Origin of the sequence: Niabella hirudinis, from assembly GCF_051201075.1 — a bacterium.
Classification (GTDB): domain Bacteria; phylum Bacteroidota; class Bacteroidia; order Chitinophagales; family Chitinophagaceae; genus Niabella; species Niabella hirudinis.
Window position 1 is genome coordinate 122,742 of sequence record NZ_JBPEHJ010000008.1, and the last position, 23,165, is coordinate 145,906.

The following is a 23,165-nucleotide window of genomic DNA, read 5'->3' on the forward strand; positions in this document are numbered from 1 at the left end:
TGTAAAACCGGTGGTCCTGTTGCTGCCCGTGAGCTTCATGGCAGAAAGCCCCTCCCCCTTTGCATTTTAATTGGGTATGTAATATTTTATATTGCTGTCAGGGTCTGCGATGCAGCTCCCGGTAATGTTTTGGCGACTGACCGAACTTCTTTTTAAAAATCCTGGAAAAATAAAAAAGGGTCTCAAAGCCGGTCTGGTCGGCAATTTCCTGCACCGGCAGGCTGGTAGCGCGCAGCAGTTCGCTGGCTTTTCCCAGTCTCAGTTCCAGGTGGTACTGGTTGGGCGAAAGTCCTGTAACCGCTTTAAAGTCCTTTCTGAATTTGGAATAACTTACGGTGAGTTGCTGGGCCACCTGCGTCATACTGATGTCGCTTTCCAGTGCTTCCTGCAGCAGAAATTTTGCTTTGGAGATATATTGAAGTGCATCACCGGTATTTTCCTTTTTATATATGGATGCATTATATACCAGCGAAAGCAGTTGTACCACAAAACCAGCAATGAGCTGATGGTATCCCGGCGTTGCGTTCCTGATGGTGTCAATCAGGTTGTGAAAAACGGACAACAGTTCTTCCCTGAGGCCTACGTGGATTACAGGAGCTTTTTTGCTGAAGAAACCCGCCTTCATAAGCCGTTGCGGATAATAGCCGTTGAAGCCGATCCAATACTCTTCCCATCCTATTTTTGAAAGAGGTTTATACCGATGCCAGGTGCCGGGAAACAGCAGGAAACAACTGCCTTCATGCACCGTGCTGGATGCCTGGTGTGCTGTTTCAAAAACACCGCTTCCCTGCGATATAAATACGATGTAATAGTCGTTCAGGATACGCCCTTTGTTCCAGGTAAAGAGGTGTGTGCTGGGGTGCTCCCCGCTTAACGGGTAGGGCTGGTGCTGCCGGATTTTAGTATAACCCACCGTGGTTACATAAAGCCCCCAGTTATCCTCGATGGTTGTTTTAGCAAGATATTTATGAAAATTCTTCACTAACTAAAAATACATGAAATATCAAAAAGTATAAATTAAAAACGGGATAGTGTATGTTTTTTTTGCTTGATGAAATGTAAATTTGGGGTAGAAGCCATTAAGGACAACCTGGTATCCGGTTCATAGTCAGTGCAGCAGGGATTAGTTTTAGAACAAAGAATAACGATTAATAATTTCAGTAAATCATAGCCAGGTTCCGGATTTCGGGTGCAGGCACTAAATTTTATTTTTTGCATTAGTCAGAAAATGTAAATTTATTTCCGGGCGTCTGTCCTTTAAGCAAAACTACGATTGCTCGCTTTTATTATTTAAACAAGCCAATTATGATGATTCACAAACTGCTACAAAGATTGTTGCCGCTCCGGCAGGGCGTATTATTGCTGCTGCTGCTTTTGCTTCAGCAAACGGCTACGGCCCAGGAAAACGAAGCCCCCATCCGGGGGGTGGTAACACTGAGTCGCTCCGGTGATGACCTGTCCGGCACTTCTGTTAATGTAAAAGGGAAAATTGTGGCCGCCACCACCGACAAAAATGGACACTTCAGCTTAAGATCACGATTGCCGGTCACCCTGGTCATATCACGGGTAGGCTATGGTACCGTGGAAGTGCCGGTGGCTTCAAATGAACCGGTAGCGGTACTGCTTACAGAAGGCAATAATAACATGAACGAAGTGATTGTTGTAAGCTATGGTACCCGGCTGGCAAAAGATATTAGCAGTGCGGTAAGTACCCTTAATGCCGCCAAAGCGCAGGATATACCGGCTGCAGAATTTGGACAAAAACTTCAGGGGCGTATTTCGGGAGTACAAATTAATATGGCCAACGGCCGCCCGGGCCAGGGTATTGACATGCGCATCCGGGGAGCGGCCTCATTGAGCGGTGGCTACCAGCCGCTGGTAGTGGTAGATGGCCAGATCCTGTCGGGTACTGATACAAGAAATGGTGATATGAACCTGATTAATCCCGATGATATCGAAACCTTTACTGTTTTGAAAGACGCCGCGTCTGCCGCCCTCTATGGCTCCCGGGCCGGAAATGGAGTGATCCTGATTACCACCAAACAGGCAAAAGTAGGCCGTACCAATGTGTCTTTTAATACCTATTATGGATGGCAAACGGTTCCGCAGCAAGGCAGACCCAATATGATGAATGCCCATGAATTTGCTACCTACATGAAAGGGCTTTACGAAGACAAAATAAAATATGAGGCTTATACAAAAGGCATTCCCGCCGACTATGCCAACCCGGACCAATATGGCGCCGGAACCAACTGGTACAATGCGTTGCTGCGTACTGCTCCCATGCAAAACTATTCGGTAAATTTATCTTCAGGCACCGAGAAGCTTTCATCCTCATCTACCCTATCTTATTTTGACCAGGATGGCGTACTGCTGAATACCAACCTGAAGCGATTTTCATTCCGGTCAAATACCGAATACCGCCCCGGCGAGCGGTTTAAGATCGGCCTCAACCTGGCGCCTTCATACCAGCTTGAAAAAAATACCCGCAGCTATACAGACGGGAACCGGCAGATTATTGCGAATGCTACCGCCGCATCGCCCCTCAAACCTATTTACAATGCAGACGGAACTTTTAATAGCAATGTGAGCTCTTTCGGTATGCTGAATCTGAACAACCCGGTGCAGCAGTTGCTGCTGGCGGATGCGCGCTTTAAATCCCTCCGCCTGCTGGGTAATGCCTATTTTGATGTGGCGCTTTTGAAAAATCTTCATTTCCGGTCTTCCATTAACGGCGACATGGGTACTTATCAGCAGGATAACTACCAGGGCACCATGTATGGTATCGGACTGGGAGCCACGCCGGTGCCCCGGCCTACATCCAGTTCGACCGGGAGTCATTTTTCCCATAATTATGTGTCCTGGCTGAATGAAAATACCCTTAACTATAATCTGAAGCTCAGTGAGCACCACCTGGACCTGATGGCGGGTTACAGTGCTCAAAAATGGAACAGGGAATACCGGAGCATCAGCGGCTCAAATTTTGCCAATGATGAAATATACTGGATCTCCGGAGCCGCCGTCAACGGCGGGTCAACCAATAAAGAGGCCTGGTCCATGGCCTCTTCCTTTGGACGGTTGAATTATGATTTTAAAGGTAAATACCTGCTGACGGCTACTTTTCGCCGGGATGGATCTTCCCGCTTTGGGCCATCGGTAAAATATGCCAGCTTCCCCTCTGTTTCGGCCGGCTGGATTGTTAGCGATGAAGGTTTCTTTAAACAAAACGATGTGGTATCATTCTTAAAACTAAGGGCCAGCTATGGTAAAACCGGGAATTTTAACATCGGAAATTACACAATGGTTACGAACGTAAACGCCTCCAATTATGTTTTTGGAGGAACGCTGACACCGGGATTTGTGCTGAACCCCACGCTAGGCAACCCGGATGTTACCTGGGAAGCCTCCGCACAGGTGGATGCCGGGGCCGATATCAATTTCCTGAAAGACCGGATTACGTTCTCTTACGACTATTACAGCAAGATTACTACCGATATGCTCTACCTGCTTAACCTGCCTTATGCTTCCGGGTTCAGCAATGTTCAGATGAATGTTGGCAAACTAAGAATGTGGGGGCATGAGTTCTCCATCAGCTCCCGCAACCTGGTGGGTGCCTTTGAGTGGACGACCGATTTTAATATATCCCTGTTGAAAAACCGGCTGCTTGAACTTCCCGCCAATATGCCGCCTAATTCAAGATTTATTGGCGTTAATACCACCTACGCGGGGTACAACCGTTCGGTAGAGGGGAAGCCTATTGGACAGTTTTATGGCTATTTGTTTGACGGCATCTATAAAACACAGGCCGAGCTGAATAGCCAGCCCAGGCATACAACCTCTGCTTTGGGATCGGCCCGGATGAAGGATATCGATGGCAAAAACGGGATAACGGCAGATGATCGTACCCTTATTGGCAACCCCAACCCCAAATACAATTTTGGGATCACGAATACCTTCCGCTACAAGAACATCGACCTCAACATTGTGGGCTATGGTCAGGGAGGCAACCAGATCCTGAACGCAAACCGGGCCGACTGGACAAACCTCGATGGGGTAATGAATGTGGCAAAGGATATGGCCAACAGATGGCGGTCTGAGGAAAACCCGGGTAATGGCCTGGTGCCGGGTACCCGCAGCGGCAGCACCGAATTGTATCGCCTGGCCAATTCGACCTGGGTAGAAAGCGGCAGCTTTTTTACTATTAAGAATATAGCGTTGGGATATACCTTCCGGCAAAACCTGTTAAAATATGTACGGGCTGCCCGGATCTATGCCAGCGTGCAGCAGGCCTTTGTTTTTACCCATTATTCCGGGATGAACCCCGAGGCCAATTCCACAAAGGATAATATTACGGGAACCTACGGTCAGGACCTGAGCACCTTCCCAATTCCCCGTACAGTTATGATTGGAGCCAATTTCAGTTTTTAAGTCTTAAAGAAGTTTACCATGAAAAGTAATAAATATATTTACGGGTTTTGTCTTTTTGCTGCGGCCGTATTTTCTTCCTGTTCCAAAGATTTTCTGACGCTTTACCCGGAAGGGAATCTGAATGAAGGCGTTTTTTATAAATCGGATGCCGACTATCAGCAGGCATTAGCCGGGGCTTATACATCATTGCGCGATATTGCCAATAACGCCTTTTGGATGGATGAAATGCGCTCTGACAATGCCACCTACGATTATTATGCAAAAGACCGGGGAAATGCCGCCCGCGAAAATATTTCCACCTTCCTGGATGAGGCTACTAATGGTGTAACCCAGGTGCGCTACCAGGCAGCATATACCGGTATTAACCGGATCAATGCCCTGCTGGATCATCTGGCGGCCAATACTACCATGTCCGACTCTTTAAAAAACCAGATCACCGGCGAGGCCAAAGCATTGCGGGGACATTATTATTTTGACCTGGTACGCAACTTTGGCGGTGTGCCCCTTTATTTACATGAAACGCTGGGCTACGGCGATGCATTTCTTCCAAGGGCTACAGCTGATGAGGTATACGGCCAGGTAATCAGCGACCTGAAGGATGCGGGGAACCTTTTAGCCCCATCCTCCTTTGCAGACGGGCAAACCGGGAGGATGAATAAAGGCGTGGTGCTTACAGAGCTGGCTGCCGTTTATATGCAGCGTAAAGATTACGCCAGCGCCCTTCCGCTGCTGCAGGATGTTACAAAAATGGGCTATACCCTGCTCACCAGTTTCGGCTCCATATTTGACCCCGCCAACGAGTTAGCCAGCAAGAACAAAGAAGTAATCTTTGATGTACAATACCAATCGGGAACCACCGGGCAATCCAGCGCTTTTATCTATCGTTTTATTCCCAACATGCCTTCTACAAAGGTTTTGCTGGGCGTAAGCTTTAATGTGAATGGCTATGGCGGCTGGAATGTGCCTACGGGCAACCTGATGGCCATTTTTGAGCCGGGTGATGCGAGGTTTGATGCTTCCGTGGGGGTGGTAGAAGGAACCATTGACGATAAGCAGGACTTTGTTCCGACAAAGGTTGTAAGCGCCGTAAACTATACAGCGCCCGCCGGGGTTACTGCCAAATATTTCTGTAAGAAATTTTATTTTCCGCCCTACCCCAATACCAATCAGAATACGGATCAGAACTGGACGCTCTATCGCTACGGCGATGTGCTGCTGATGCTGGCCGATTGTTTAAATGAAACCGGGGCGCCGGGCGATGCATTGCCCTATCTTAACCAGGTACGGATACGGGCCTTTGGTAATACCAATCACAATATAACTGTTACCGGGCAGGCCGGTCTGCGCACGGCAATAGCCCTGGAAAGAAGAAGGGAGCTGGCTTTCGAAAATAAGAGATGGCAGGACCTGATCCGCACCGGACAAGCCATCCCGGTGATGACCGCTTACGGCGTTACGGCAAAGCAAACGTATCCGTATATGTTGCCGCAGTCGTTTACCGTAACACAGGACCGCTTGTTGTATCCCATTCCGCAGCACGAAATAGAGCTGAACAGTAAATTAACGCAAAACTCCGGGTACTAATCCACAAATACATTACAATGAAAAATGAATTATCGAAGGAGCAGGTTCAATACTACCAGGAAAACGGGTTTGTAGTCATTGATGATTTTTTGTCGCGGGAAGAATTGCAGGAATGGCGCCAGGCAGTTACGGAGGCCATAGCGGAACGCAACGGGATCAAGATCCCCGGCCAGGATATTAAAATAGGCATGGACGATGGGATCAACGAGGATGCGGAATATTTTTCCAAGGTATTTGACCAGCTATTGAACCTGTGGCAAACCAACGAAAGGGTTAAAAAGATAATGACGGATGAGCGCATTGGCAAAATGGCTGCAGAACTGGCGGGCGTGGACGGCATCCGGATCTGGCACGATCAGGCTCTGTTTAAAAAACCCTGGGCCAATCCCACCTCCTGGCACCTGGATACGCCCTTCTGGTCGTTCTCCGACCGCAAAGCGCTCTCCATCTGGGTGGCCCTTGATGATGCCACACCCGAAAACGGTTGCCTGTATTTTATACCGGGGTCATTTAAAGAAACCACTTTTGAGAACAAAGGAATCGGCAAAAATATGGATGGCATTTTTGATGTATATCCGCAGTTCAGAAAAGTAAACGCTGTTAGTGCAAAAATGAAAGCCGGCAGCTGTTCCTTTCACAACGGGCTTACCATACATGGTGCCGGAGCCAATATGACCAGCGGTTACCGCAGGGCTATGACCTGCGCTTATATGCCCGATGGCAACATTTTTAACGGGGAAGCCAATATTTTACCCGGGGCCTACCTGAAAACATTGTCGATCGGCGACTCACTGAACAACGAGGTGCAGAACCCTTTGATCTATCATAAATAAATAGTATTGAACATACGATTTCTTTGTCCGCGCTGGGGTGCGGAGCAGGTGGATTGGACTTCCTTTCTAAAAGCGGTAAAACAGGCCGGCTATGCAGGAATTGAATGGTTCCCCTTTGGTGAGCCGGGCGATCCCGCAACGGTTCTTTCATTGCTGGAGGAGCTGGAGCTCGATTTTTCCATTGTGATGCAGGTGAGCAGCGCGTATGCAGATTTTGAAACCTACCTCACCGTGCTGAAAAATGACCTGCTGCAGCTGGCGGCATTGCGTACGGCAACAAAACAGCCGCTGTTTATCAGCGTGCAATGCGGCCGCGAGTATTTTACCAATGCGCAGATCCTTCAATGCCTGCTGGTTTGCCAAGCCGTAGCGGAGGCAACCGGCACGGCCATCTACCAGGAAACCCATCGTAATAAATGGTCCTATGGCGCTCATACGGTGTACCCGGTGTTGAAACAAGTGCCGGAGCTGGGTCTTACGCTGGACGTATCGCACTGGTTCTGCGTTTCCGAAAGTTATCTCGAAGATCAGCAGGCTGCGGTGCAGGCCGCTATCCGGCAAACCTTTCATGTGCATGCACGGGTAGGACATACGGAGGGGCCACAGGTATTTGACCCGGCGTTGCCGGAATATGCCCTTGCATTAAACGAACATCTGAAGATCTGGGATCAATGGGTAGCGTACCGGCAGCAGCAGGGATTTGCAGAAAGCACTATTACGCCGGAATTTGGACCGCCCCCCTACCTCACGCCGGCCAACCGGAATGTGAACCTGCAGCAGGAGCAATGGAGACTGAACTTATGGGTGAAAAATCTTTTGAACAAACGGTATAATAAAACAGAACATGAAGCGTAGAACCTTTTTAGAACGCGGCAGCCTGCTAACGGCTGGTGCTTTGATGTACGGGAACATGGCCTGGGCTTTCCAAAACAACAAGGTGCAGGCAGCTGCAAAAGACCAGCTGTATGCATTATTTAAAACACCGAAGACCATTTACCGGCCTTTTGTACGCTGGTGGTGGAACGGGGATAAAGTAGAAAAAGAGGAACTGCTGCGGGAGTTGAAATTGCTGAAAGACGCCGGTATTGGCGGGGTGGAGATAAACCCCATTAAATTTCCGCAGCGGACGGATGATATGGGCATCCCCTCGCTCACCTGGCTCAGCGATGAATGGGTGGATGTACTGGATTTTACCCTGACGGAGGCAAAAAAACTGGAACTCACCTGCGATCTGATCGTAGGCTCCGGTTGGCCATTTGGTGCGGAATACCTGCAGGGCGATGAGTGCGCCGATGTAATGACCATTGGCGTTAAAAAAGTGACAGGGCTGATGGATTTTGAAGCGCCCTTACTCGATTTTATCAAGGAAGCCGATCCCGCAACCACCAGCCCCAATCCGCACCGGAAGCTGGAAATACAGCGGGTATTTATGGTGCCGGACCCCATGAAATCGCTGGATGAAGTGGTGGAACTTTCGGACCAGATTGCATCCGGGTTTATCAAAGTAAAAGTTCCGCGGGGGAATTATGCAATCTACGCCCTGCTGAAAACGCGGGCCTTCCTGGAGGTGATCAATGGCGCACCGGGCGCCAACGGACAGGTACTGAACCACTTTAACAAGGCGGCTGTTGAAAAATACCTCCATCGTATGAGTGATGCGATCCGGCAGCGGATCGGGCCTTTAAAAAACCGGGTACGCGCCCTGTTTGTAGACAGCATGGAGCTGGAAGGCGCCAACTGGACGGCCGATATGGCCGATGCATTTAAAAAGCGCCGGGGCTACGACCTGATGCCCTATCTCCCGCTGATTTTTTATAAAACAGGGGGCATGGGAAATGTATACGATTATAATTATGGAACCCGCTTTACACCGGAGTTCCAGGATAAAATTGAAAGGGTACGCTGCGATTTTGACCGTACAAAAGTGGAGCTCCTGGAAGAACGTTTTGTAGCGCCCTTTCAGCAATGGTGCAAGAGCAACGGGCTCCTGTCGAGGGCGCAGGCCTACGGGAGGGGCTATCATCCGCTGGAAGCCAGCATGGGCATGGATCTGCCCGAAGGCGAAACCTGGATCAAATACGGAATCGGCGAAGAAATGCCCGAAACGGATTACCGCATCGGGCGGGCCTACACCATGGCCAATAAATTTGTTTCCTCCGGGGCCCATCTTGCCGGCAAGCGTCTGATTTCCTGCGAGGAAGCCACCAACACCGATATGGTGTTTAACGCCTCCCTGCAAACGCTGAAACTGGCCTCCGACCAAAGCCTTATTACCGGGATCACTCACTCTGTTTACCACGGGTTTAACTATTCGCCCAAAAATGCACCCTTTCCCGGCTGGATCCGTTACGGGAATTTTATGAATGAGCGCAACACCTACTGGCCCTTCTTCAAGCGGATCAATGACTATAAAGCACGTGTGTCAGCACTCCTGCAGCATGCAGACATGTTTGCCGATATTGCCATTCTGCCGCCGCTGTATGATTCCTGGGGAAAATTTGGTGCGCCCAATGAACCCTTTCCCTCGCTTACCTATCCTGCTAACCTATCTCTGATATGGGAAGCCATGCAGCAGCAGGGAAACGGATGCGATTATGTTTCGGATGCCATCATCAATAACGCTATTATAAAAGAAGGATTCCTGGAGTATGGCCCCCGTAAATATCATACCCTCTTCCTGGTGCACGTACAGAGCCTGGAGCCTGTTACCGCGCGTAAACTATTGCAGTTTGTGCAGTCTGGCGGAAAAGTGATCTGTGTGCAGAACATGCCCGATAAATCGGTAGGGCTGCTAAATGCAGACGAGCAAACAAAACTGGTGCGCAATATCCTGGAAGAACTGCAAACCTTTAAAGACCGGTTTATTTTTACAGAACATCCCGAAGAAAATTACCGGGAATGGTACCGGGCGCTGCAACAGCAACATGCTATAAAGCCGTATGTTACAATAACGGATGGGAACCCTTTTATTGAACAGGTGCGGTATACCAATGATACCACAGATATGCTGCTGGTGTTTAACTCAAACGCCAACTATCCGTTTAAAATAACGGTGGAGCCCGATGCGGCTATTTACGAAGGAAGGTTTGGGCATTACTGGGATGCGGTTACCGGAGAGCTTTACCGGCTGGAGAACGACCGGCAGATTACCGTGACCCTCTATCCGGCCGACATGCGGATCTTTGTTTTTGAGAAAGAGTCAAGAAGGAAACGCCCTGTATATAAGGAAGTGCCGGAGTCGGAAGGGCAATACCCGGAAATGGATACTCCCTGGAACGTTGAGTTTCGTCATATAGACGGATCGGTAAAAACAATAACCCTTACGGGCTTAAAAGACCTGAACACGATGCCCGGATACCAGAGTTTTGCCGGAACCGTTATTTACAGGAATACCCTTTTGAAAACGGCAGACGGACCTTCTTACATCGACCTGGGAACGGTATTGGGTATTGCCCAACTGAAATTAAATGGAAAAGACCTGGGAGTGCGCTGGTTTGGCCGCTACCTGTTTCATCTGCAGCCTTGGATACGGCCGGGTGAAAATACCATTGAGATTGCGGTAACCACCACCATGGGCAATTATATGAAATCACTTACCGATAATGCCGTGGCCCAATACTGGACAAATGGAAAAAGAAAACCGCAGCCCATGCGCTCTATGGGATTGCTGGGACCTGTTACCGTATTTTAAATATTGAATGATGCGTAAGAAGAATGTTTTTTTAGCAATGCTCCTTTCCGGTCTTTCGCTGATGGCTGCAGCAAAGGACTACAGTGTGCTTAGCTTTGGAGCGAAGAACGATGGGGCAAGCCTGAACAGTGCCGTTATACAGGGAGCCATCGATTATATTCATGAACAAGGGGGTGGACGGCTGGTGTTTGATGAAGGAAAATATCTTACCGGCACTATTTTTTTGAAATCCAATGTAACCCTCCATCTCAAAAAGGGCGCCGTGCTGCTGGGATCCGTCAACCCGTTTGACTATGAAAAGAATAAATACATCGGGTGGACATCCATGATTTTTGCCATAAAGCAGGACAATATTGGTATTACCGGCGAAGGCCTGATTGACGGGCGTGGTTTTCTTACAGCGGTCAATATGGTGGGTAATATCCAGAAAGGCCTGGTAGCGGATCCGCTGAAACTTGACCGGCCAAACGAAACCAACCGCCCGCAGAATATCTATTTTCGTGAATGTACCCGTGTGCGCATTACGGGTATTACCCTTAAAGACCCCGCCAGTTGGAACCAGACCTACGATCAATGCCGGAATTTGTATGTAGACAGCATCCGGGTAGATAGCAAGAGCTACTGGAACAATGATGGAATTGATGTGGTAGACTGCGATAGTGTGGTGATTAAAAATTCGTATTTTGATGCGGCAGATGATGTCATCTGCTTCAAATCGCACGATGCATCGAAGATTTGTCAGAATGTGATCGTTGATAATTGCACGGGAAGGTCCAGCGCCAATGGGCTGAAGTTTGGCACGGTTTCCCGCGGTGGTTTCCGGAACTTTAAAGTAACCAATCTGAAGATCTTTGATACCTATCGTTCGGCTATTACGTTTGCCGCGGTGGATGGCGGGTTCATAGAGAACATTGAAGTGGATGGCGTACGATCCATTAATACCGGCAATGTAATTTATCTCCGCATCGGCGACCGCTGGAGCAACGGCAAGCAACCCTACATGAAAAATGTACGGATCTCCAATGTGTATGCAGAAGTGCCGGCCACCAAGCCGGATGCCGGTTATAGCTATGAAGGGCCCATTGAAGATCTTCCCCGCAACATTTCACCATCAAGCATCATCGGGTTGCCACAATATAAAATACAGGACGTAACGCTCAAAAACATAGAGATCGTTTATCCCGGCGGAGGCAATCCGCACTATGCCCGGCGCGGGTTGAGCAAGGCCGAGCTGGATAGCATCCCGGAGATGCCCGGAGCGTATCCTGAGTTTTCGCAGTTTAAAGAACTGCCGGCCTGGGGGTTTTATGTGCGGCATGCTACCGGTATCCGTTTTGAAAATATTACCCTGAAGGCAAAAGAAAGCGATTACCGCCCGGCCATTGTATTTGATGATGTACAGCAGGCGGCCTTTGATAAAATAACCGTGGAGGAGCCCGGTGCTAAAAAGAAAAGGCAGCTGTTTTTACATAATACCACAAGGTTAAAATAATTTCATTTTTAAAGTTGTTCAAAATGCGCGTCTTAAAACTGATCCTGTTGGCAGTGCTGCTACCGTTTTTTACTGCTGCAAAAGACTACAATGCCTCCCTGTTCGGCATCCTGTCCGATGGTGTTACCAACAATACCCGCTCCATACAAAAAGCCATTGATTTCATTCATGAGCAGGGCGGAGGCCGGCTGGTGTTTTATGTAGGGCGCTACCTGACCGGAGGGGTGCAGCTAAAATCGAACGTAACCATAAAACTGGAGGAAGGGGCCGTGCTGGTGGGTGCAGCTTCCGTATACGATTACAACAGCGCCGGCCGTATCAGGGCTATCATCTGCGCCGATGGTCAGCAAAACATCGGCATTTCCGGAAAAGGCGTTATTGAAGGAAACGGTCGCGCCCTGCTGGCCAATGCGGCGCTATTGCAGCAGGGCGGCTACCTGCGCCGGCAGGATTTTGTACCGCCTTCGCTTATGGGATTTACCAATTGCTCCAACGTAAAGATCGATTCCGTAAATCTTTGGAATGGCTGCGGCAAGGCCCAGGTGTTTGATGCCTGTAATGATGTGGTGGTAGAAACGGTAAATATCAGCAGCAGGAAGCTGCCCGGCAGTGGGGGTATCCGGTTATCGGCATCAAAAAATGTGGTTATAAAAGACACGTTCATAGATGTGGCCCTGCAGCCCTGTATTAGTGGAGCAAAAAATAATGCTTCTATCCGGGTTGAACGTACCATTGATCCTTCAGGAAAATTGCTTACCGTACAGGAATAGGGCCGTTGGTTATTCCAGCTTTTTTAGAATGCGTTGTGCATTTTTATAATAAACATTGCCTGGGTGAACTGAGCCGGCATATTTTTTGGCTTGTTCCCCGTTGCCGGTTTTATAGGCGCAGAGTGCTGCAAAAAAATAGCTGTCTTCCTGGTATACGGAACTGCTTTGCACCAGTCTTTCAAAAATGGGCAATGCCAGGGCCGGCTGCTCCGTTTTTAACAGGCATACGCCATAATAAAATGCGGCCATCACATCTTCCGGCATACTGTCGGCGGCAGCCTTCAGATAGGGAAGGGCCGCCTGGTATTGTTCGTCATTAAATAGTTTTCCTCCCTCTTTGCCATGATCGGTGGCGCCACGTACTACCACATTGGGCATGGGGGTAACCGGGTAACGGTCCATACTGGCGGGAGTAAGGATAAACAGGATAAAGACCGCCGCAACCGCCATGGCTGCAAATAACATTTTTTTTACCCGGCCGGTTCGTTGTACGGCTGTTGGTGATCTATTAAAATGCGCCTCGGTGAGCGGCTCCAATAGTGCTCTTAACTGCGGCACCTGCTGTTCGGCCGCTTCGTGCTTTTGAACGATCGCTTCGGTGTAAAGCCAATCCTCATACGCTTTTTTTACCTGGGGATCCTGCGTCAGCTGCCGCTCAAAATCAGTGCGCTCCTGGAGCGAAAGCGTGCCCGACGTATAAGCTTCTATTTGTTCATACAGATTCATGGAGTGCGGTTATGATTGACTAATTCAATTAATTCAGACATGCAGATGGATTTCTTTTTCCGGAGGTAGGCATAGCTTACACCCAGTTGTTCCGCCAGCTTCTGCTGCGAATCGCTGAGGTAGGATGCTTTGATGATTTCCCTGCAGCGCTCACTGAGCTGCTCCATAAGGGTCATCACAAGCGCCTCCTGCTCCAGCTGGGCCGTGTGTGCGGCTGCCTCCCTTTCTGTGTCATCTTCCAGGTAATGATATCCTTCATCCAGGCTTTTTGTTACCCCTGATCTGGAATTTTTCTTCATCTGGTTGATCCATTTCCGTTTACAAACCAGTAAAAGAAAAGCTTCAAAGGGGCAGGTGAGTACAAATTTGCCATCAGAGGCCAGTTTAAAAATATCAATGAGCGCTTCCTGAAAAATATCACCGCAGGCATCTGCATCGGCTCCCCTTGAACGCAGGTATGCCTCAATGGACGGAGCATATTTACGATAGATCTCGGAAAGCAGGGCCGCATCATTATTTCGCAGTGCTTCAATATACCGTTGGTCTGTATGCAATCTCTTAAAATTAATATGATAAACCGTTTGGTCCGGCAGCTTTGTGACTCCCGGTTCTCAAAAATATTGAATATATTTACCATGCAGCATGTTTTTTGCGGCCCCTTTCAAATTTTCCCTCTGAGGTAACAATTGCAAAGCGCTGCTGATTTATGAGTATGTGGCAACTAAAATTGAGACCAGCACTTATTTTGTCTGGAATGCTGCTTACGGGGTACGGAATACGCGCCCAGGCAGTAGCACCGGCAGATAGTTCCATCCGGGCCGTTGCAGATTCGGCCGGTATCCGTTTTTCGGCGCCCTTGCCGGCGCTTAAACAGATACCCGGCGCCCCCGAGCCTTTTTACACGCATTTATGGGATTTTGGCGATGGACACTTCAGTACGGAGGTGACGCCAACACACCGGTATGCCGATGCAAAGGAGCATGATGTGTATTTATATGCTGTAAACAATTATGACGATGGTAAAAAACCGGACCGCAAAAAAATAAAAATGCCTGCCAGGGGAAATAACAATAATGTAGCATCCGTTTCAACCGCAGAAAAAGATTTTTTTAAAGCCAACGGGGTTTTTGAACTGAAGTATAACTGTATGGCAAAGCCCAATGACACCATGGTATTGCTGGCCGGCTGGAAGAATACCGGCACCTCCGAGGACGAGGGAAAGATGTACCTGTTTTTAAATGAGAAAGTGTTTGAGCAAACCTGTTTTGAAAACGTAGGTGAAAATAAAGGCTTCCGCTTTTTTAACCAGGGCGACAGCCTGGTGGTTTCCGGATCGCCGGGACTGATGGCCGGCCTGGAGCCGGGGAGGCAGCTGAAGATCACGGAAAGCGGCAGCCCGCCCTCATCAGTAGTAAGAGTCCAGAATGCAGCGGAAGCAGCCAACACCTTTTTAAGTACGATGATGTTATATAAAAGCAATTACACCATCGACCTTGGAAAAACCGCACCGGGAGCAGCACATTTTGCCCTTGCGGAACTGAAAGTAACACCGGAAATGATCCGCGACACCAATGCTACCGTAACCGTTACGGGCGTATATGTTCCCAAAAAAGGGAACCCCGTTATGCACCGCCTTAATATCCCGGTGGTTAACTCACATGATCCTAATAAAATGAATTTAAAAGGCGGCCGGCTGGGCTATCGTTTTTTAGGCAAGCACAAAGAACTTACCTACAAGGTACGTTTTCAAAATACCGGCAAGGGGCCGGCGCGCAGGATTGCGCTGGATATTACCCTGCCCGGGGATCTTGATCCGCAAACAGTGGCCGTTAAGGACCTGGCGCCGTTTTGTCCCCCATGCCAGGTGGGGGTAGAAAAGCTGGGCTGCTGGGAGCTGGAAAAAAAAGCACAGGGATTGCTGTTTACCCTGCATGGTATTTACCTGCCCGGTACCAATCAAAAAGGCGTAGACGATAAGGACAGCACCAAGGGGTTTATGGAATTTTTCATCGTTACAAAGAAAAGGTTGGACCCCCTGCCCTTTAAGGCCCGTACTGCCATTTATTTTGATAAGAATGAGCCGATACTTACCAATTATGCTACGGGCCGGTTTAAAAAAGGAATATCACCCATTGTAATGGCGGGTTTTGAAAAAGCTTGGGGCAGGGAACGGGTAAGTGATGGACTGGTAACCGGCCTGGCGCTGGCGCCCCTGGCCCCTTTTCGGCCATTTTTACAACTGGAGTTCTATTATAAGCAGGGTCTTAAAACCAATGCCGGCCATTATGTTCAGGAGCGGGCGGGCGTGATCCCTGTAGAGAGGCAAAAAGAGATTGTGTATAATAAAGTAGACTCGACTGCTATCAACCGTATTTCACAGGTAAAGCTGATTCCGGTGCAGCTGCGTCATAATTTTGGCAATTATTTTTCGGCAGGCGCCGGCCTCAGTGTTACGGCAAATATGGGAGGCGATGTGGAAACCGGTCTCACTTTTTATGGAATATCAGCCAACGGAACTACGGGGGAAGTATACAGAAGAGAACGTAACGAAAAAATAAAAGCTTTTTCCAATATCCGGCTTCAGCCCTTTATCGATCTGCAGTTGGGAAAAGTAAAACTCGGCCCCCACCTGGGCGTCCGGTATTATTATAACAACAAAAAAACCGGGTACGGGTTCCTTTACGCAGGATGGCGGTTTTAGACACACTATTGCCTTCGGGAGCCTCGTTGTTCTGCGATGATACCGGTTTAGCGATGGGTAATTGCAGCAACATGTTTTCCAAAAGCAAAGTGGTATTCCGGCTGCTGATGGTCCTGTTTGCGGGTATGCTCCTTTCCGCTGCGCCGCCGGCCGATTCCCTGGAAACAATTTACCATCAGCTAAAACAAAAAGACAACCTGGAAGCCTGCGCCAATTTTCTTTTTGACCAGCTGGATGCAGACCCCGGACTGGCGGTTGGCCGCGAAGATTTTTTAAAAAATGCTTTGTGGCGGTCCCCGCGCACCCGGGAAGAAAAGATAGCCTGCTACCAGTTCTTCATCAATACCGGCTGGCATTTGCTAACCCAGCGGCAGGTACCGGCATCTATTAACTGGTATGAGCAGGCCTATGCCTTTTATGAGCAATACAAACAGGATCCGGAGCTAAAGCAGGAGATGGATTTTGAAGAGTATATTGCTAAACCGCTGGGCAATAACTATACCCGGGTGGGCGATTTTTCCAAGGCCATTTACATTCAGCAGCGTGCCATTAATGAAGCGCTTGCCGCCCAACGCACCGGCATTATACCGGGCCTGTACCTGAACCTGGCCACCACCTGTTTCCGGATGCACGATGATGCCGGCCTCCAAAACGCCATTGCGCAGGGACTCCGCAGCGTATCCCCCGGAAGCCTTGATGCGCTGCCGCTTTATAACTTAAAAGCCGAATATTTTATTGAAGCGGGCAATACAGACAGTGCCCGGGTATGGAACCAAAAAGCCCTGCAGCTGGGTAAAAGACAGGCAGATCCCACCACCGCCCTGTTGACCACATTCCTGGCCCGGGCCCGCTTGCTGAACCTGTCTGGTCAGCACCGCGCATCGCTTTATTACCTGAAGGAAATCGAAAAACACGTGGCTGCAGACAATATTGAGTTAAGAGTAGAGACGGCCATTGAAACTGGCAACGCTTACCTGCTGATGCGGCAGCCCGATAGCGCCCTTGCCTGGCACAACAAAGCATTGCATTATTTCCGGCTGAATGAAAACGGGCTGTTCCCCGATTTTAAAGTGACCACGGCCCTTTTTGGCGTGGCTACTGCATTATTGTACAAAGATCAGGCAGAGGCCGCCCGTTGGTTTGAAAAAGCGGTACTGAACGATTACTATACGGAACAGCTGCTGCCTTCATCCCTCAACAGTCATACGGCAGCCTATGCCAATAAAAAATATTCGGAAACCGCTATTGCATTGTATCACCAGCTGTTTGACCAGTACCGCGATCCGGAGTACCTGATTAAAGCGCTATGGCTTACGGAGCTCTCCAAAGGGCGCATACTCATCAATGAGCAGCGGAGAACCGCTCACTGGCAACAGGATGCGCTGCTTGCCGGCAACAAAAAATGGGTGGATCAGCTGCGCTCTTTGTACGTGTTGCTGGCCGAAACACCGGAAGGAATCTATAAGCAGCAGATCCGGCAAAATATTCAGCGGCTGGAGTTTGAGCTCAATCTTAAAGAACGGGAAAGTATTACCCTGCTGAAATTACCCTCCTATAATGTATTTAATAACTGGGTTCGCAGAACCACCCGAAGCAAGGCCATCATCAGTTATTACCTGGGGGATAGCTATTCGTATATCATCCATATACAAAATGGCGTTTTCCGGCACCGGCTGGATACCAATACACAGGCGCATTTAAAAGTGTTGAACAGGTTTATGCAAACCTACTTTTACACCGGTACCACTGCATTTAACCGGGATCCGGGTGCTTACTATCAGCAATCGTTCGGACTGCTGAATACCTGGAACCCCTGGCTGCAGGGCACGCTTCCGGCCGTACTGGTTTCGCCGGACAGGGAACTGCACGGCCTGCCGTTTGAGGCACTTTGCACCGCCCCCGGTAAGCCCCGTTACTGGGGGGCATCCACATCCATCAGCTATAGTTTTACATTCCTGCAAAATGCGTTCCCCCCACCCATGAGCCATGCGCCCAAGCCGGTAACTGTTTTTAGTTTTGAAAAGCCGCACCTGGGCTTTCCGGCATTACCACAGTCTGAAAAAGAGCGTTCCTTCCTGGCGCAGCAGTTTGTTACGCGGCAATATTACGCCGGAGGCACTACGGATTCCGCTTTTATGGCCGCATTGAATACCGGAAATATTATTCACCTGGCATCGCATGCTGTGGCCAACCCCGCAGAAAAACAACCTTACCTGGTTTTAAAAAACAAGCTCTACCTGGGGGCGCTCCAGTATATCACCACACGATCGCCCCTGGTAGTACTGGCCGCCTGCGAAACGGGCTCCGGCGTCCTGCATCAGGGAGAAGGCATGCAGAGCCTTGGCAGGGTACTGCTGAGTAAGGGTGTGGATGGAGTGCTCTCCTCCCGCTGGGAGGTGGATGATGCAGCATCGGGTGAGCTCATACGGGAATTTTACAGCGCCCTGTGTGCAGAAACTGACCCGGCTGCAGCGCTTCAAAAAGCAAGAGCCGCCTACCTGAAAAAACACCCCACCGCGGCAGCGCAAAACCCTCTTTACTGGGCCGCTTACTTTTACCAGGGCAATAACCAGCCACTGATGATCCGGCAAAAGAGATCGTCCGCCATCCTTTTATCATTGCTGCTCATTGCCGGTGCGGTTGTTGCGGTTACGTATGTTCTCCGGAAAAGAAAGCTGTTATAACCCCGTAGGACCCGCGGAGGATTGTGAGCGGAGCTGCAAAATAGTATTCATGAAGGAGGTTTATTTTACCTATTTTACACTTTTTGTAAAAATAAGGGTATAATTTGCTGTTTATTTTTTAATTTTAGGTAAAATAAATAAAACTTCTGTGAATTCATATACTATTCCTACAGAGAAGATACAGGAGCGCCTTCAGTTCGAAAACCCCTGGTGGGAAACTGCCACGCCTGCTTCTGAGATGAAAGAATTGCCCAAACGGCTTTATTTCAAACAGTTTTATTCCCTGGTAGCGGACCGGTCCGTAAAAAGAGCAGTAATAGTAGTGGGCCCGCGGCGGGTGGGGAAAACCGTAATGATGCATCATGCTATTGATACCCTGGTAGCAGAAAAGGTAGCAGTGGCCAGAAAGGTATTTTATATAGGGATAGATAATCCTGTTTATATCAATCTTCCATTAGAAGAGTTATTACAACAATGCGTGCTGGCTTCCGGAGGCGATGCGCCGGAGGACTGTTTCGTATTTTTTGACGAGATACAGTACCTGCGGGACTGGGAGCGGCATTTGAAGATAATGGTAGACAGCTATCCCAAAACAAAATTTGTGGTTACCGGTTCTGCCGCTGCCGCGCTTCAGGCAAAAAGCACGGAGAGCGGTGCGGGAAGGTTTACCGATTTTTTGTTGCCGCCCCTAACGTTCCAGGAGTTTTTGCACCTTCAAAACCTGACCCATTTATTAAAGCCAACCGAAGTGCTGTATGGAAATCAAAAACAGCCATTTTATTCTGCGGTAGATATAAAACAGCTAAATGAATTGTTTTTTCAGTATATCAATTACGGCGGCTATCCGGAAGTGATTTTTGCAGACGGCATCAGGGCTAATATGTCCCGGTTTATTCGGAATGATATTATTGATAAAGTATTACTGAGAGATTTGCCCGCATTGTATGGCATAAAGGATGTGCAGGAGCTCTATCGTTTTTTCGCACATCTTGCCTATCATTCCGGCAAAGAGTTTTCACCCGAAAAACTAAGCAAGGAAAGCGGGCTGGATAAGGGCCTGCTTAAACGGTACCTGGAATACCTGGAATCGGCATTTCTGATAAAAGTATTGCATAAGGTAGATGAAAAAGCCAGTACTTTCAAACGCATTACAGCCTATAAAATTTACTTAACCAATCCATCATTGCGTACTGCGTTATTTTCACCCATCGTACCCACCGATGACGAAGCAGGCAATATGGTGGAAACAGCCATCATAGCCCAATGGATGCATCGGGGTAATCTGAACCTGCGTTATGCCCGCTGGAAACAGGGACGCAGCGAAGGAGAAGTGGATTTAGTAAATCTTGACAACCTGCATCAAAAGCCCTTGTGGGCTATAGAAATAAAATGGAGCAACCGGTATGTGGGTAAGCCCAACGAACTGAAAAGCGTTTTAGAATTTTGCAGCGCTAATAACCTAAGCGCAGCGGTGGTAACCACTATCGATAAGGAGCAGCAAAATAGGGTAAATGATATCCAGCTTGCCTATTTTCCGGCTTCGGTATATGCTTACGTCGTTGGTGTCAATACACTAAAGCAAAAAGAAGATTGATTTTCCTCTTGTTCAAAAAGACGTAAAGTAGTCCTTACAACCTCGCTTGCAGATGAAAAACGCCCATTTTGAATTTGATAATTAATGAAATTATCGAAGTGATCTCCTAATGGAATTGAAGTGTTTTTTGCCATTGTCAAACGCTTTGTTCAATGTACCAATTCCTGGTATTTATTCAAAATTTAAGACGGCCCCAGGATTTCGACTGTTTATTGTTGCTTCATTTCAACCTGCACCGCCCGGGAGGCCTGCGCAAGCGGGACCTTCAACGTCTGCACAAATTTTTTTCTTCCCGGGGTAACAGTTCTTTCCTTCTGTTGATATACAGGCAGAACCCTCTTTTTTAATTTTTAAAAACAATGTTTTATGAAAAAGAATATGACTCCCCTGCTGGCGTTATTGTCATTGGCCGTTTTCCTGTTTGCCTGCAAAAAAGACAATATGCCTATTGACCCGCAAAGCGCTTATCAGAAGGATGTAGAAAAAATGAACCGCTTTTTTAAGGCGCACGAACCTGCTGTGGAAAAGTTTACGGTGGATGCTGGTGCCGGTAGTACCGTTACCTTGCAGAACGGCACTAAGATCAGTTTTGGCCCCAATGCCTTTGTAAAACCCGGAGGAGCAATAGCAACGGGCAACGTAACGGTAGGCGCCCGGGTGTTTATCAAAGCCAGTGAAATGATCCTGGGCGATAAGCCTGCATTCACCGCCGAAGGAAAAATCCTGGAAACTTTTGGAGAAGCCATGGTGACTGCTGAACAGGGCGGACAGCAGCTGGCATTGAATCCTCAGCAAAAGCCTCCCAATGTTCAGGTGCCCATCCCCGCCGCCGGTGCAAACGGCGCTAACCGCGAAATTCCTATGTGGGATGGAGATACAACCGTGAGCACAGAATACAGCGGCTACAACCATGAGAATGTTTACACCACCATTACGGAAACCTATACCATCAGGAAAGGAATGGCATGGACACAGATCCCCGGTTCTTTTGGGGCGGGCAATGCAGCCGCTACCTACTTTCCGCTGGATGCCCTGGGCGACTGGAGAAACTGTGATGCTCTTTACAGCATTACGACCCCTAAAACAACCGTACTGGGTTATTTTGGCGACAAATTCAACATCAAAACCGGCAATAATTACTCTGGTCAGGATCCCACCGAATTGTTCTTTAAAGTGTCGGGTGTAAATACTATGGTCAAATTGTATAACCCCATCTTTCACCCCATTACCGGAAAAGAAGGATTGCTGAGCTATCAAAACAGTATCCCCATCGGGGCCAGCGGAACCTTCCTGGCCATGAGCGTGGTGAACGGTAAATTTTATGCGGAAATGCGGGATGTTACTATTACCCCCGATGCCGGAAAGAATTTCATGGGGATCCATTTTAACCTGCAGGAAGTGTCCGAAACACAATTGCTGCAGCTGATACAGCAGATGAATACGAAATAAATGGTTTCAAACAACCCTTTCAATAAATACTGTACCTTTCGGAGGCTGTTTTGACAGCCTCTTTTTTATTGCTACAGGTATGGAAACCTGGATAAATATCCTCGCCTCACAAAAAACACTTGTTAAAAACTGCAATTAGTTGATGTCCAACGGCTTTCTGTATTTCAGCGCTTCCTATGTTTCCACTGAGGCACTGAAGTTTTGGACTTTCTACGTGTAAAAGCAAGCGTCATCGCTGCAGCTTTAAAAGAATCTGTGTGTCAGTGGTAATTGCAAGAGATACTGATTTTCTCCGCGTCAGAATCTCAGTGGCGTTATCCTGAAAATTTTGTGTTTCGGTCCCTCAGTGGCACCCTTGCAGCCGGTCAAAAAAAAAGGTCTTTCTGTAGAAACAGACCGACCTCTAACGATTGCTTGCCATATGAAAAAGTTAATGAATAACTTCTTAATACAAAGATAGACATAATTCATGCCATTTTAAACCCCTGTCTTTTTTTCAGACAGGGGTTTAACCCGAAATGTTTAATTTTCAGCGCTGTTTATTTAGAAAATTGTGGTTGCTTAACGATCAGCATTAAAAATTGATCAATAAACTGGCAAAAAAATTCTAATTTTTAAAAAAAACAGTTGTTAGTTAATTTATTGTTAATAGAATCCCTTACTTTAGTGTTCGATAACCAGTGAAACAAAACATTTGGCCTCTAACGTTTGTCTTGCCTGAACAAAGCGGATCTTTTATACAAGAGATCCGCTTTTTATATATAGCCTTTCCTATACAAACAAAAAAAAGGTCCTTCCGTAGAAACGGACTGACCTCTAACGATTGCTTGCCATATGAAAAAACTTAAAAAACTCTTCGGTGTGCTGCCTGCAGCTTTTATCTCCTCTTTTTCCTATCCCCTCATTTGTTACACAAAGGTAGGGAGCATTTATACAGCCCAAAACACAATCTATCGTTAATTCTATTATATTCAATGGAGCCTCATTGCCCTGAAAGTGCCGTAAACACAGCATTTCGCAAGAAAAAGGATCGTATATCCAAGGCTTTAATTGCAACGGAAAAATCATTGAAAATTGTATAAATAAAAGCCTAAAGAATGTAAAAAATCAAAAAGTTTAAAAAAAGATTGGGGAAAAAAAGTCCCGTTTCAAAAAATACTGTTATTTTAGTTGCCTGTAGTCAATTAACGTTTTATTAACCAGTATGCGTTTT

At 48.0% G+C, this 23,165-nt stretch carries 15 protein-coding genes; 11 read left to right on the forward strand and 4 right to left on the reverse strand.

The genetic code is table 11. The annotated features are described in order from the left end of the window. Positions 1-97: 97 nt before the first annotated feature. Positions 98-982 (reverse strand): helix-turn-helix transcriptional regulator, encoded by an 885-nt coding sequence (locus GGU45_RS15725; RefSeq protein WP_435226311.1) that lies wholly within the window; start codon positions 980-982, stop codon positions 98-100. Positions 983-1,305: 323 nt separating this feature from the next. On the opposite strand from GGU45_RS15725, the gene GGU45_RS15730 reads away from it, so the two are divergent. Genes GGU45_RS15730 through GGU45_RS15760 form a run of 7 tightly spaced genes read left to right on the forward strand, consistent with a single transcriptional unit; the run spans position 1,306 to position 12,798 of the window. Then, a complete protein-coding gene (locus GGU45_RS15730; protein ID WP_435226312.1) occupies positions 1,306-4,428 on the forward strand; it encodes a SusC/RagA family TonB-linked outer membrane protein in 3,123 nt (1,040 codons plus the stop codon). Between the two features lie 18 nt (positions 4,429-4,446). Further along, on the forward strand, positions 4,447-6,012 hold the full coding sequence (locus GGU45_RS15735; RefSeq protein WP_435226314.1) for a RagB/SusD family nutrient uptake outer membrane protein: 1,566 nt from the start codon (positions 4,447-4,449) through the stop codon (positions 6,010-6,012). Between the two features lie 17 nt (positions 6,013-6,029). Then, on the forward strand, positions 6,030-6,845 hold the full coding sequence (locus GGU45_RS15740) for a phytanoyl-CoA dioxygenase family protein (RefSeq protein WP_435226315.1): 816 nt from the start codon (positions 6,030-6,032) through the stop codon (positions 6,843-6,845). 6 nt (positions 6,846-6,851) lie between these two features. Then, the gene (locus GGU45_RS15745) at positions 6,852-7,700 is read left to right on the forward strand and encodes a sugar phosphate isomerase/epimerase (RefSeq protein WP_435226317.1); all 849 of its coding nucleotides are present in this window, start codon (positions 6,852-6,854) and stop codon (positions 7,698-7,700) included. Next, positions 7,690-10,536 carry a glycosyl hydrolase gene (locus tag GGU45_RS15750; protein WP_435226319.1) on the forward strand — a complete coding sequence of 949 codons (2,847 nt, stop codon included), beginning with the start codon at positions 7,690-7,692 and terminating at the stop codon, positions 10,534-10,536. Before GGU45_RS15745 ends, GGU45_RS15750 begins: the two co-directional genes overlap by 11 nt. Before the next feature lie 7 nt (positions 10,537-10,543). After that, positions 10,544-12,028 (forward strand): glycoside hydrolase family 28 protein, encoded by a 1,485-nt coding sequence (locus tag GGU45_RS15755; RefSeq protein WP_435226321.1) that lies wholly within the window; start codon positions 10,544-10,546, stop codon positions 12,026-12,028. Positions 12,029-12,051: 23 nt separating this feature from the next. Next, positions 12,052-12,798, forward strand: coding sequence for a glycosyl hydrolase family 28 protein (locus GGU45_RS15760; RefSeq protein WP_435226323.1), 747 nt, complete (start codon positions 12,052-12,054; stop codon positions 12,796-12,798). A 9-nt stretch (positions 12,799-12,807) separates the two neighbouring features. Here GGU45_RS15760 and GGU45_RS15765 read toward each other — a convergent pair whose 3' ends face one another. Then, positions 12,808-13,524, reverse strand: coding sequence for a tetratricopeptide repeat protein (locus GGU45_RS15765; protein ID WP_435226324.1), 717 nt, complete (start codon positions 13,522-13,524; stop codon positions 12,808-12,810). Then, positions 13,521-14,078, reverse strand: coding sequence for an RNA polymerase sigma factor (locus GGU45_RS15770; RefSeq protein ID WP_435226326.1), 558 nt, complete (start codon positions 14,076-14,078; stop codon positions 13,521-13,523). Before GGU45_RS15770 ends, GGU45_RS15765 begins: the two co-directional genes overlap by 4 nt. Before the next feature lie 158 nt (positions 14,079-14,236). Between GGU45_RS15770 and GGU45_RS15775 the strand changes: the two genes are divergently transcribed. From GGU45_RS15775 to GGU45_RS15785, 3 genes are all read left to right on the forward strand, one after another. Next, entirely contained in the window at positions 14,237-16,225 is a 1,989-nt protein-coding gene (locus GGU45_RS15775; protein WP_492226444.1) for a DUF7849 domain-containing protein, read from the forward strand. 71 nt (positions 16,226-16,296) lie between these two features. Next, positions 16,297-18,909, forward strand: coding sequence for a CHAT domain-containing protein (locus GGU45_RS15780; RefSeq protein WP_435226331.1), 2,613 nt, complete (start codon positions 16,297-16,299; stop codon positions 18,907-18,909). Between the two features lie 148 nt (positions 18,910-19,057). Continuing rightward, on the forward strand, positions 19,058-20,503 hold the full coding sequence (locus tag GGU45_RS15785) for an ATP-binding protein (RefSeq protein ID WP_435226332.1): 1,446 nt from the start codon (positions 19,058-19,060) through the stop codon (positions 20,501-20,503). On the opposite strand, the gene GGU45_RS15790 is transcribed toward GGU45_RS15785, so the two are convergent. After that, positions 20,461-20,637 carry a type II toxin-antitoxin system ParD family antitoxin gene (locus GGU45_RS15790; protein ID WP_435226334.1) on the reverse strand — a complete coding sequence of 59 codons (177 nt, stop codon included), beginning with the start codon at positions 20,635-20,637 and terminating at the stop codon, positions 20,461-20,463. The two genes, GGU45_RS15785 and GGU45_RS15790, sit on opposite strands and share 43 nt — an antisense overlap. A 232-nt stretch (positions 20,638-20,869) precedes the next feature. Between GGU45_RS15790 and GGU45_RS15795 the strand changes: the two genes are divergently transcribed. After that, entirely contained in the window at positions 20,870-21,952 is a 1,083-nt protein-coding gene (locus GGU45_RS15795; protein WP_435226336.1) for a hypothetical protein, read from the forward strand. Positions 21,953-23,165 lie beyond the last annotated feature (1,213 nt).

What these genes read in the sequence shown, in the direction of transcription:
- GGU45_RS15740 (WP_435226315.1), top strand. Translation starts at nt 6,030, where the DNA reads ATGAAAAATGAATTATCGAAGGAGCAGGTTCAATACTACCAGGAAAAC.
- GGU45_RS15790 (WP_435226334.1), bottom strand. Translation starts at nt 20,637, where the DNA reads ATGGCAAAAAACACTTCAATTCCATTAGGAGATCACTTCGATAATTTC.
- GGU45_RS15795 (WP_435226336.1), top strand. Translation starts at nt 20,870, where the DNA reads ATGAAAAAGAATATGACTCCCCTGCTGGCGTTATTGTCATTGGCCGTT.
- GGU45_RS15760 (WP_435226323.1), top strand. Translation starts at nt 12,052, where the DNA reads ATGCGCGTCTTAAAACTGATCCTGTTGGCAGTGCTGCTACCGTTTTTT.
- GGU45_RS15755 (WP_435226321.1), top strand. Translation starts at nt 10,544, where the DNA reads ATGATGCGTAAGAAGAATGTTTTTTTAGCAATGCTCCTTTCCGGTCTT.
- GGU45_RS15775 (WP_492226444.1), top strand. Translation starts at nt 14,237, where the DNA reads ATGTGGCAACTAAAATTGAGACCAGCACTTATTTTGTCTGGAATGCTG.
- GGU45_RS15765 (WP_435226324.1), bottom strand. Translation starts at nt 13,524, where the DNA reads ATGAATCTGTATGAACAAATAGAAGCTTATACGTCGGGCACGCTTTCG.
- GGU45_RS15735 (WP_435226314.1), top strand. Translation starts at nt 4,447, where the DNA reads ATGAAAAGTAATAAATATATTTACGGGTTTTGTCTTTTTGCTGCGGCC.
- GGU45_RS15750 (WP_435226319.1), top strand. Translation starts at nt 7,690, where the DNA reads ATGAAGCGTAGAACCTTTTTAGAACGCGGCAGCCTGCTAACGGCTGGT.
- GGU45_RS15730 (WP_435226312.1), top strand. Translation starts at nt 1,306, where the DNA reads ATGATGATTCACAAACTGCTACAAAGATTGTTGCCGCTCCGGCAGGGC.
- GGU45_RS15780 (WP_435226331.1), top strand. Translation starts at nt 16,297, where the DNA reads ATGTTTTCCAAAAGCAAAGTGGTATTCCGGCTGCTGATGGTCCTGTTT.